Genomic DNA, 11735 nt, shown 5'->3' with positions numbered 1-11735 from the left:
CTTTACCGCTCCTCCTTGTCCGCTTGCAGCTCCCGGTTCGGCAAGCGGCAGGATTGGCGAACCGTCAATTGCGCCGGCACGACGATCGTCTCGAAGGCGGATGGGATGCCTTCGCGAATGCGCTTCAGCAGCAACTCCACGGCGAACGAGCCCATTCCCGCCGAATCCTGGGACATCACCGTCAGCAGCGGCTGGATCCGGGCCAGCATCGGAAAGTCGTCAAAGCAGGCGAGCGCCAGATGGTCGGGAACCTGCATCCCGCGGCGGCGGAGCTCTTCGATGGCTTCGATCGCACCGAACGGGTGCGTCAGCAGCATCGCTGTCGGGTAGGGCCTGCCGCGCTCCAAAATCTCCTCGATCAGCAGCCGCCCGTTCTTCTCCGGAATTCGCAGGCGTTCTTCAAAGCAACCGGCGCGGCGCAGTTCCTCCACGAAGCCTTCCGTCCGCTCCATGATGACGGAGTTGTTCCGGCTGTCGGCCACGGCGATGCGCCGGTGGCCTTGCCGAACCATATGCGCCGCAAGCTCGGCCGCCTTCTGCCGATTGTCGGTGACGACATGATCTCCCGGGGCGCTGTCCGGATCGGGACGGTGGCCGATGGTCACATAGGGAATGCCTTGCTTGCGCAGCAATTGCAGATGCCGATTGTCCTCCTCCTGTACCGGCGTCATCACAATGCCGTCGACTTTGGAGGATATCGCCGTGCGGACGTATTCCGCCTCCCGGTCCAGCCGGTCGCTCGACTGGCACAGATAGACGCGGTAGCCGGCCTTCCAGGCGGTCTCCTCGACCGCTTCCGCCATCAAGGCAAAATGCGGGTTGCTCAGGTGGCGCACGATAAAGGCGATGGTTTTCGTCTCTTTGCTGCGCAGGCCGCGCGCCACTTCGTTCGGCAAGTAATGAAGCTCGTCGGCGATCTCGCGGATCAAGCGGCGAGTATCGTCCGACATCCTGCCCGTTCCGCGCAGAGCATGCGTCACCGTCATCATGGAGACGCCCGCCCGCTCGGCGATATCCTTCAGTTTGACCATGGGACCCTCCCGTATCGTAAAAAATGATCGGCTGCAAAGCGTAATTTCGGATGGATGCATGAAATGAGTTAACGTTAAATCAATTATTTAGGTCTGACTTTTCTTTATTTTACCATTGAGCCGAACGCTTTCCTAGCGGGTATTAAGCGAACGCGATAGGCATTCGAAATGAAAATAGGCTGCCGTTCGTTCGCATCGGCAGCCTATCTTCTCTATCCTATTTTTTTGCGAGATTCGGCGCCGATTGCGCCGCCCCGTTAGCCCCGCGTCACCAAGGCGATGTCCTCCGCACGAAGCGGAACGGAATAGACGCGCACGTTCCGGATCGCGCCGTCGAACGCGGCGCGGCCGTCCGAGTCGCCGAACGCGTCCGTGCCGAACCGGCCGCCATAGCCGCCCGCTCCGTCGTGACTGCGGACCAGCCGGAACGGCGCGGACTCCTTGGCCGCGAGAGCGCCGCCGACGTACAGGCTCAGCGTTCCTTCCTCGAACGTCAGCGCAACGTCCAGCCACTTTCCCGGCTCCGGAGGCAGCTCGCCTCCGGTTACCGTCAAGAGGCTTCCGTTCGAACGGACGGCGCCCTCCGGCCGGCCGTCGCGGATGCGAAGCGCCAGCCCGTTGTCCGCATCCCCCTCATCGTACAGCACTTGCGTGCCGGCTGTCCGGTTCGGCCGGAACTGCATCGTCACCGTCCGCAGGCCGAACGCGTCGTGCAGGAATCCGTCGGGTTCCCAGGCGGCGACCCGCACCGGGGAATACGTCGGCGTCCGGTAATGGGCCAGCAGCGCGTACCGGTCGAGCAAGCGGAGCAGTTCCTCCTCGGAGACGGCAAACACCGTCGCGTGACGGGCCCGGTAAGGGAAGCGGACAAGGCTCTCGTCCAATTCCCCGGACCAATGAAGCATGTCGTCCGATTCCATCGCGCCGAATTTGCCGTAAGCCCAATAGTCGTAGAGCAGAATCCACTTCCGCTCGGCGCCGAGCCACAGAAATTCCGGCCCTTCCGTGAAATCCGGCGTTTGAACCCCGGCGATCCGCTCGTAGGGGCCCTCCGGCCGATCGGCGACGGCGAGGAAGTTCATCGGCGGATGGGGGCGCTTCTCCGGGTCGTAGACGTTGCTCTCGTCTTTGACCGCCATATAATACTTCCCGTCGTGCTCGGCCAGGCTGGCGTCGATCGTCTGAAACCCCGGATCGAAAAACAGCTCCGCGCCGGAGAACGAGTTCCAGTCCCTTGTTCGCGCAGCATAATGTTTGCTGTTGCTCAAATTCTTGCCCGTGCTCGAAGCCCAATACACGAGGAATTGTTCCGTCGCCGGATCATAGCTGAATTCCGGCGCCCAGCTGTTGACCGTATCGGGGACGTCCGCCATCAGCGGCAGCGCCTTCTCGTCCGTCCAATGGATCAGATCGTCGGACTCCGCGTAGCCGATCGAGGGGCCCATCGGCCGAATGGTGAATACAAGACGCCACTTGCCGTCCGGCCCCCGGCCGATGAACGGGTCCCGCAAAATCCCCTCTCCCAGAGACGAAGCCCAGACGGGCCGGTTCCCGTTCAGTTCGTACCAATGCCTGCCGTCCCGGCTGTAAGCGTAATGAAGCTGCTCCGTCTTGTGCGTCTGGGCCGGCCCGGAGCGAAAGTAGCCCATGAGATAGGCTCGATGATCGGAATGTACGGATGACATCATCGGATGCGTTCCTCCCTTTCGGTGAAAATATCAGGATTTCAGCCGGACCTTTCCGTGAGAAGCGGGACCCCTCCGAAGAGGAATCCCGCTTTGGAAAGCCGAAGCCGGCTTCCCGAGCGTTTAATTTTTGCGCAGCGTGTTGGAGTGATGATAGCTCTCCCCGTTGGCGTTTACGGCGGTAATCCGATAATAGTACGTCACGCCGGGAGTCGGGGTCGTATCGGTGTAGGACGTACCCGTAATGCCGCTCTGCAACGCGGTGAAGTTCGTGTTCGGCTGCGTGCTGCGGTACACCGTGTAGCTGTCCGCGTTGTTGCGGTAAATTCGCGTCCAGTTGGCGTTCGCCTTCACGTTCAGGGAATAAAGGCCGAACTTGCCGCTCGGGAACGCAGAGTCCGTTACCGTGAGAATCGGCCCCAACTGGTTGACGGAAGCCTCGATCGTGCTGCCGTCGACGCGGAGATACATCAGCAGGCGCGACAGATCCAGGGAAGCGGCATTGGCGCCGGACAGCGCTTCGGCCCGCGTTTTGGAGGCCAGCACCGTCTCCGTGCCGCCCGCCACCTTAACGATTTTGAAGCGGTCCTCGTTGATGTTGTAGACGAACTTGTAATAGTTGCCGTCGTCCACGTACCGCGCGACGAGCCCATAGGCATAGGCCGCCTTGCCGGAAGACGTACCCGCCTGCTCGAACATCGCTTCGCCTTCGTAATCGCCGGTCGCGCTGTTGTCGAAGACGGCCAGGCCCGTGCTGTCCAGCGGCGATTGGTAGAAGTTAGCGCCTCGGGCGTTGTCGGTCGCGATGCTCCAGGTTCCTTTCTTCGCCGACCATCCTTGGGCCGCGCCGTCCTCGAAGTATTCGCGGTACGTCTCCGTCCGGGTCGGGGTCCAGCTAAGGGTGATCGAAGCAGACGACTCGCTCGCGATGGCGGCATCGTGAGGAGCGAGCGGCAGCCAGCTTGCCGCGGCAGCCGTCATCTCGGCCGAAGCGCCGCTGTCTCCTCTTCCGTTGTAAGCTTTGACCGTAAAGTAGTAGGTCGTACCGGGCGTCAGACCCATGACGAGCTGGCCAAGATTGTTCCCGACGTCGATCGTGTTCGGATACGATCCCGAAGACGTCCCGTACTGCAGCTTGTAGCCCGTCGCTCCCGGCACGCTCTGCCACTCGACGGCGATGGCGCCGTCCGACTCCGCATACGCTCGTCTGGACATCGGGGCGGCCGGGGGCGACAGCGTCGCGGACGTCTCGTTCGAGAGCCCGCTCTCTCCCGCCGCGTTGTAGGCCGTCACCGCAAAATAATAGGTGCTGCCGTTGGTCAAGCCGGTAATCGTTCGGCTGAGCGAATGGCCGACGTCGACCGTCGTCCCGTAGCTGCCGGACGAAGTCCCGACCTTCACTTTGTACCCCGTCGCGTTCAAGCTCGATTGCCACTTGAGCGTCACCGTACCGTCGCCCGCCTCCGTGTTCATCAGATCCGGCGCTCTCGGCGCGGCCAAGCCGACGTCTCCCGTCCATTCCACCCGCATGACGCTGTAAGGCGGCACAACGACCGGGTTGCCCGTCGGAGCGGACTGTACCGTTACGACGTTCGGGTTGCTCGCGCTGTTGGTCGCGAGCGGATCGGTCGATGTCGTGTACGATTTCGTCATGGCGGCGGTGACGCCGGCGCCGTTCAGCTTGATCTCGGCTTGCTGCTCGCTTCCGGACTTGTTCGTGATGACGACGTAATCTTTCCCGTTGTCTCCTTCGAACGCCTGGGCGAACAGAGCGGGCATCGTGCCGCCCGTCATGGCGACGGTGTCGCCTCCCGTTACCGTGGTGCTCCAGGCGGTCGTGCCCTGATTGACGGCGCCGTCGACGACCTGCAGCGAGTCGGCGGGCGTGCTGTAGTAGGGAGCGAAGTCCAAGGCCGCCGCATCGACCGTATGGCCGTCTTGATAAGCGTCTTCAAGCAACGTTCCGTAATCGACGGAAGGCGTGAAGACGCCGTTCGTAAAGCGGTAGCCCGCCAAATGGGCAATATGCGGGTTCGTGATCAGACGGAGAATCGATTCGCTCACGTAGATGCCGCCATATTGCGTGTTGTCCAGCAGCCCGCCGAGCTTGACGCCGTGCTCGCCGATAAAAATCTGCGGATTGTCGAGATGAGCCGCATAGTTGTCGTTGATCAGGGAGTTCCAGCTGCTCAAATACCCGTTGGCGCTGCTCATCGCCGCGCTCGCGGTCGCGCCGTCTCCGACGAACCGGTGCGTGGTGATCGCGTCCCAGTAGGGATTCGCGTAATTGTATACGTCCTCGTCGAAGCTCTGCACCTGGTTGTTGCTCATGGAGATGACCGTCTTGGCGCCCGGATAAGCCGATTTGATCACGTCGTTGAACACTTTCGCGCGATCGAGATAATCGGTGCCGGACTTGAAGGCCGCCTGCTGGTTGCCGCTGCCCGATACATAGAACGAGATTTCGTTGCCGAGTTCGAAATAGAGGACGGGGACATGATTCTCGTACAAATACTTCGCCAAATCCCGCGCCTGCTCCGGATTGTACTGCAGGACGTTGACCATAATGACCGCTTTGGCTCCGGTCTGCTGCAGGAAGTCCACGTAATCGGAGATGCGCTCGTCGCCTTTGGCGATCTGATAACGCTGCGAATAGAGCTGGTTGTAGTAGCGGCGCGGCTCCTTCTGGGCCTGGCCGGTAAATTCGGAATCGGTGATGCCCAGCTTCCAGGAAAAACTGTTGGTCGGCGTTCCTCCCGGCCAACGGACAAAGCCGATGCGTCCGTAGTCGAGCGCGGCATCGATGAAGTCCGGATCGTTCATCTTGATCGAAGTGCGCTCCGGCTCGTTGTTCATCCCCCGAAAGTCGGGGCTGTACGAATAGGCGCTGCCCGTATCGATATCGATGACGGCGGCCGCAGGATCGGCGTGCGTAAGCTGCGGGAAAGCGGAAGTCAATACCACGGAGGATGCGAGTGCGAAAAGAACGGACCCAAAGCCGATTTTCCTCACGATTTCAATCTCCTTTTTCCAGTGGAATGGGAAGCCGCGATCCGAATTCTTCCGCAAGCGGGCGCGCCTGTTCGGCAGCGCGCGCCCGTCTCCGGGTCGTTACTGGCGTTCCTGGTAAATCTGGTTCACTTCGTCGGTCAGCTGCTGTCCGCCGTTCTTGAGCCAATCGCTCGCCGCCTTGTCGATATCGTCGATCGGCGCCTGGCCCGTAATGATGTTGACCATCGTGGACATCCACTTCGTGTTCAGCGTGGCGAAGTTCACTTTCTTGTACACTTCCGTCTCCGCCGCAAGACCTAAGCCGTAGTTCGGCCAATCGTACTTGTCGTTGTTGTCGAGCCATTGCTCGACCTGCTTGACGTAATTCTGGTCATTGTACTTGTGAAGCTGAATCGCGCTGTCCGCGCGCCGGAAAAAGTTGATGGAGAACAGGTTGCCGGCGTCTTTGGTCTCGAGCTTCTCGTACGTTCCGTCATCCTTCTTCTTGTAGTCCACGCCCTCGACTCCGTCTTTGATGAGATCGTACCCTTCGTCGGAGAGCATGTAGTCGAGCAGCTTCAGGATCCGCTGCTGCTTCTTCGGATCGATCTTGGCGTTGATGACGACTTTGGTCTGGCCCATCCCGTCCGTCTGCGTGGCCCGGATGCCGGTCGGTCCGGCCGGCAGCAGCTGGGAGAGCTTCGCGTTCGGGAAATTTTTCTGAATGTTCGGCTCGTCGAGGCGAAGAGCTTCGTTCGGGTTGAGACGCTGGATGCCCACCTGTCCGTTCCACAGCTTGTTGCGGGCGTCGGCCGGCTTCATGACCAGGAAATTCTTGTCGAGCACGCCTTCGGAATAAGCTTTGTTAAGGAAACCGATGAACGCTTTGAGCTCTTCCGTCTGCGCTTGCATCGCCACCAGCTTGCCGTCCTTAAGCGCCCATTCGTTGCCCAGGCCGAAAGCGCCTTCCAGAAACTCCGCGTTCTCGAACTTGCCGTCGGAATCGACGATGATCGAGAAGCCGGTCGTGTCGTTCTTGCCGTCCCCGTCCGGGTCGTCCGTGACGAAAGCTTTGGCCACGTTGTAGAATTCGTCGACCGTCGCCGGCATTTGCAAATGGAGCTTGTCCAGCCAGTCCTGCCGGATCGCCATCGAGAACAGATGAGGAATGCTGTAGTAAGGAAGACCGTAATAGCGGTCCTTGCCGTTCAGTTCCTTCCAGGCTTCTTCGGGAAGGTATTGCGTCAGATTCGGATACGAGGCGAGCGAAGGCTTGACGTCCATGAACACGCCCTTGTCCCGCCATTGCATGTAGTCCTGCGTGGCCACGCGGTACACGTCGGGAAGGCTGTTCGAGGCGGCCAGCACGCTGATCTTGTCGTTATAGCTGGCGCCCGGAATCCATTGGATGTCCAGCTTGACGTTCAGCTTCTCGTCCAGCTTCTTCACGAGCTCCGAGTCGCTGGAAGGGCCGATCTCCGCGTATTGCGGAACCATCAGCGTAATGTCCATCGTCTCCTTGCCGTCGTCGATGCCCGCATTGGGCGCAGCCGTTCCCGGCGCCGAAGAGGCGGAAGCCGTGGAGGCCGGAGAAGCCGGGACGGAGGAGGAAGCTCCCGCTCCCGAATTCGAGCTATTGTTGCTATTGGAGGAACATGCGGTCAGGCTGACCGCCGTGATGGCCGCGGCCAGCAGCAGCAGCTGTTTTTTCATGGTTCGTTTCCCCTTTTGTCGTCAGCTTAGTTTGATCGTCAAGCGCGCGACCGAGCCTGCCGGCATGGCCAGCTCGATCCCGCCGTCCGGAGACGTCTGCGGTTCAAGCTCCGCCAAGCGGTAGCCGCCGGTCGCCCCGTACCAATTCTCCTGTCTTAGGAACGGGGTATCGGCGGACTGAAGCCGAGCCGTCGCCTTCATCCTTCCCGGCTGCCAGTCGCCCGCCACCGACAGCGTTCCGGCGGCCTTCAAATCCCGATTGACCGCGAACAGAACGATCTCGTCGCCGGCATCCGACAGAACGGCCGCGACGTCGATATGCGGAATGTTCGCCATCGGGCGGATTCGCACCCACGTTTGCGGCATCTCGAAGCCGGTGCCTTCCTTTTCCAGGTCCAGGCAATGCCAGCCCGTATCCTTGCGGAGAAAGGGCTCGGCATAAAGCAACGAAGTGTCGTTGCCGGGATTCACCGGCCGCATATCGACCGGATACGCGCGGTAGTAGAGCGTATTGTCCCGCTGATAGGCATATTTGACGGCGTCGCCCTGCCGGATGAAGGTGTTGAGCATCGAGCCGACGTAGCAGGCGTGCGCCATCGTCTCGTATTCCGCCTTCGGCCAGTCCGCCTCCGTCTCCGGCTCCAGATTCCATTCCCCGATCTCGAGAGCGAGCGGCCGGAAGCCGTACCCTTCGGCCAGCTGCTTCAATTCTTGAATCAGGGCTTCGTATTGGGTCGGATACGAGACGAGCACCTGATTGTAGAAGATGGGATCCGCCCGGTTCTCTTCCATCCACTGCCGGCGCAGGCCTTCGTCGCGGATTCCTCTCGTGTACTGGTGAATATCGAGTCCTTCCATCCAAGCCGGTCCCGCGAACTCGAACAGCCGGCGGTTCCAGATCGGAGGCTGGCCGGGGATCTCCGAATAATCGACGTACATCGGATCCTCGCCGGCGGCGATGATCGCGATCGTCGGATCCGCTCTTTTCATCGCCTCATAATACCCTTTCAGACGGCGGGCGAAATCGATCGAGTTCGTATAGCCGAACTGATAGTCCCCGTAGCTCTCGTTGCCGACCTGCCACAGCTTGACTCCCCACGGCTCCGGATAGCCGTGCTCCGCGCGCAGCCGTCCCATCGGCGTATCGGCCGATCCGTTGACGTATTCGACCCATTCGGCCGCCAGCTCGGGCGGCAGGTCATAGCTGAAGCCGACGTTCAGGAACGGCTCCGCGCCGGTCAGCCGGCAGAAGCGCAAAAATTCGTTCGTGCCGAAGTAGTTCGGCTCCAGCCCGCCCCAGTTCAGATTATCCCGGACCGGCCGCCGTTCCCAGGGTCCGATTCCATCCTTCCAGTTGTACTCGTTCGCGTAGTTGCCGCCCCAGCGGATCGAAGTGACGCCATACCGCTTGATCCATTCGATCGTGGTCGGATTGAACAGATCGTCGACCGCGTCGCCGGACGCCAGCCTCACCCAATCCAGATCGACTTCGCCGGGTCCGTCCGCTTCCGCCATCAGGCTTAGCCGGTATTCGCCGAACGGGGAATCCGCATAACGGAATGCGCTTGCATGTTCAAGCGTCAGCCGGACGTCATGCTCCTCCCATTGTTCGCCGAGCGCGACGACGCTCTCGGCCAGCACCTTTCCTTCCCTGTCTTCCAGAGCGGCGCAAAGGCGGGAATGCGCGCCGGATGCCCGCGCGTACAATCGCAGGCGGTACTCCAGCGTCCGCTCGTCCGCCAGCGTAATCCGCTGGGCGATGCCGAGCTTCTCGCCCTCTCCTTCCAGCGCGATCCGCTGGAACCGCATTCGCTCCCGCTTGCCGTGAATTCCGCCTTCCGGCTGCGCGAACGCGCCTTCCCGAAAGTTGACCGGCTCCCACGGATAGGCCAGGCCCGGCGTCATCGGCGTATCCCGGTACATAATCTCGGTCCGCATCGTCCAGGGCAGGTTGGTCCCGTCCTTCTTTCTCTTCGAGTGCCAGAGCTCGAACGAACCGTTGGCGATGCAATCCTCCACAATCCCCGGGTAAGTGTCCCTTCCGTTCATCTCGAAGAACTTGCCGAAGATGCGCTTGTCGACGCGCCAAGGGCTCGTCCTCTTCGGAGATCGGTCCAATCGCACGCTTAGGCCCAAATCTTCCCCCTCCTTTAGAAAAGCGAATCTTGCTGATACCAGTATGAGCCTTGCCCAAGCCGATTGCGTTACACAGAAACTCGAAATGTTATCCGATTCGACTGGGAACAGGCGAAGCAACGTGCAGGGGCACCTCCAGAACGCATACCGAATGCGGCCTGAGCTCCCCTTCCCACCGGGAATCCGTCAAGCCGGCGCCGCGAACTTCCTCGCGCAGCGCGTCCGGCTCCCAGACCGTATTGCGCGCCTCGTAATCGGGTCCCGCCAGCTCCCGCACGACCGCACCGTCCGCCGGCCGCCACGGCGACAGATCGCAAGTGAGCGCGATGCGGTCCAGCGATCGGTTGACGATAAACAGGGTTAGCGCATCCCGGTTCTCGGATAGGCAGCCGACGACGTCCACCTTCTTCAGTCCGTTCAGGTTCAGCGGAAGCTTCGACGGGCCGGCGTCGAAGGTATCGCATACGACATTCGTCTCCACCAGGCGATGCGGCTTTCGGCCTGCGTACATCTTCATCAGGTGGTACGTCGCCGTCCCGAAGACGATCCCTTCCTTGCCGCTCCAGCCCGGCTTCTTCATCCGTTCGTAGGCATCGCCCACCCGGATGCAGCCGCCGACCCAGCCGTTCACCAGATCGGAGAAGTTGGCGATCCGCACGAGGCCGCTCTGGCGCATCATCTCGTTTAGCATGCAGGCGTTCGCGACCGCCGCTTCCAGCGTGTGCGCGTTCGGAAAGTCGGGATTCGGGAAATACATCGCATTCCACTCCGTCACCGCGATTTTCACGTGCTTCAGCTCGTCCCGGCTTCGAAGCAGCTCTTCGACTTCCCCGAACAGCGACCTGACGACCTCGGGGAAGGCGACCATCGCCTTGAAGCGGTCCGGTCCCGGCGTTCCCGCGTCGATGGGAAAGAAGTTGCTGCCCTGATAAATATGAAGGGTAAAGTAATCCATCGCATGGCCGGCCCGCTCCAGCACCTTCCGGTTCCAGCCCGGCGCGAGCGAATCCCTGGCCGTTCCGCAGCCGAGGAGCCGGATCGAGCGATCCTTCGCTTTCATGGCTTCCGCGAACGACAAATAGAGATCGGCGTACTGCTCGGGCGAGCACACTCCCGCCTGCCAAGGGCCGTACATCTCGTTGCCGATCTCCCAATATTTGACCCCGTACGGCTCGGGGTGTCCGTTAGCGGCCCTGAACGCTCCCATCTCCGTGTCCGCGCCGCCGTTGCAGTATTCGACCCATCTGGCCGCCTCTTCCGCCGTTCCCGTTCCCGCGTTGACGCAGATCTGCGGCTCGACGCCAAGCTGCCGGCACAGCGCGACGAATTCGTCGGTGCCGAAATACTTGTGAACGTGGCCGGCCTCCTCCCACGCTTCGTTCACATAGTTCGGCCGAAGGTCCGTCGGGCCGACGAAGTCCTCCCAATGGTACAGGCTGATCACGTTGCCGCCAAGCCGCATGATGCCGGCGTTGAGCTCCCCGGCCATCTCGAATACTTCCTTTTTCAGCAGCCCGGTCTCCCGTTCGGGCAGAAGGGATACGTGGTCGAACCAGACGAGCCCCGTCGAGACCGAATCCTCCCATTCCGCGGCGGGAAGCGGCACGGCCCATACTTGCAGTTCGGCATCCGCGCAGGACCGCGTGGCGCTGAGGCTGCCGGCCAGCTCCTCCCACCGGTGGCTGCGGATGCCGAGCTCCAGGAATCCGAGCAGCTCGCCGGTGCCGCGGTCCGTCAGCTTGACGTGCAGCTTGGCGATCTCGCGGGTGGCTCTGGCGATGATCCTCAGGCGATACGGAACGCCGGCCTCCGCTTGGACTCTCTGGCCGATTCCCGCGGCGCAACGGTCTTTGTTGAACAGCCGGATCTTCTGGCTGTGGCCCCCGTGCCCGCGCGCGGCCGGCTCCAGAGCGAACCGGGCATGCTTGCCGAAGCCCAGCGGATACCAGCAGCCGGAGACGCCGTCCGCGTCCCGGTCCTCCTCCTCGAAGTCCATGTTGCGAAGCGGATACGCCAGCATGGCCGGCATGTGGTCGTCGATATCCTCGATGAAATGGCCGAACAGATAAGGGCTGACCGTATGCTCCGATACCTCCGTGCCCACCGTGACGCGGGCTGCTTGCTTCGCTGCATTCATCGCGTGCTCCTCCTGTCGTTAGCCAGTCCTCCGCCTTTGGCG

6 protein-coding genes are annotated in these 11735 nt (G+C 61.4%); all 6 read right to left on the bottom strand.

Features of this window, described 5'->3' with window-relative positions:
- Nucleotides 1-2: 2 nt before the first annotated feature.
- Nucleotides 3-1031: a LacI family DNA-binding transcriptional regulator gene (locus H7C18_RS16905; protein WP_185130270.1), complete on the bottom strand. Its 1029-nt coding sequence runs from the start codon at nucleotides 1029-1031 to the stop codon at nucleotides 3-5.
- A 257-nt stretch (nucleotides 1032-1288) separates the two neighbouring features.
- A complete protein-coding gene (locus tag H7C18_RS16900; RefSeq protein WP_185130269.1) occupies nucleotides 1289-2719 on the bottom strand; it encodes a LamG-like jellyroll fold domain-containing protein in 1431 nt (476 codons plus the stop codon).
- A gap of 120 nt (nucleotides 2720-2839) precedes the next feature.
- Nucleotides 2840-5728, bottom strand: a complete 2889-nt coding sequence (locus H7C18_RS35760) for a fibronectin type III domain-containing protein (protein WP_185130268.1) — start codon at nucleotides 5726-5728, stop codon at nucleotides 2840-2842.
- Between the two features lie 99 nt (nucleotides 5729-5827).
- Nucleotides 5828-7420 (bottom strand): type 2 periplasmic-binding domain-containing protein, encoded by a 1593-nt coding sequence (locus H7C18_RS16890; RefSeq protein ID WP_185130267.1) that lies wholly within the window; start codon nucleotides 7418-7420, stop codon nucleotides 5828-5830.
- Nucleotides 7421-7441: 21 nt separating this feature from the next.
- Nucleotides 7442-9556: a hypothetical protein gene (locus H7C18_RS16885; protein WP_185130266.1), complete on the bottom strand. Its 2115-nt coding sequence runs from the start codon at nucleotides 9554-9556 to the stop codon at nucleotides 7442-7444.
- A gap of 88 nt (nucleotides 9557-9644) precedes the next feature.
- On the bottom strand, nucleotides 9645-11693 hold the full coding sequence (locus tag H7C18_RS16880; RefSeq protein ID WP_185130265.1) for an alpha-L-arabinofuranosidase C-terminal domain-containing protein: 2049 nt from the start codon (nucleotides 11691-11693) through the stop codon (nucleotides 9645-9647).
- Nucleotides 11694-11735 lie beyond the last annotated feature (42 nt).

The sequence above is a fragment of the Cohnella zeiphila genome, assembly GCF_014212055.1.
In the GTDB taxonomy this organism is placed as follows: Bacteria; Bacillota; Bacilli; order Paenibacillales; family Paenibacillaceae; genus Cohnella; species Cohnella zeiphila.
This window is presented reverse-complemented; position numbering and strand designations above follow the sequence as displayed.

What these genes read in the sequence shown, in the direction of transcription:
- H7C18_RS16905 (WP_185130270.1), bottom strand. Translation starts at nt 1,031, where the DNA reads ATGGTCAAACTGAAGGATATCGCCGAGCGGGCGGGCGTCTCCATGATG.
- H7C18_RS16890 (WP_185130267.1), bottom strand. Translation starts at nt 7,420, where the DNA reads ATGAAAAAACAGCTGCTGCTGCTGGCCGCGGCCATCACGGCGGTCAGC.
- H7C18_RS16880 (WP_185130265.1), bottom strand. Translation starts at nt 11,693, where the DNA reads ATGAATGCAGCGAAGCAAGCAGCCCGCGTCACGGTGGGCACGGAGGTA.
- H7C18_RS16900 (WP_185130269.1), bottom strand. Translation starts at nt 2,719, where the DNA reads ATGATGTCATCCGTACATTCCGATCATCGAGCCTATCTCATGGGCTAC.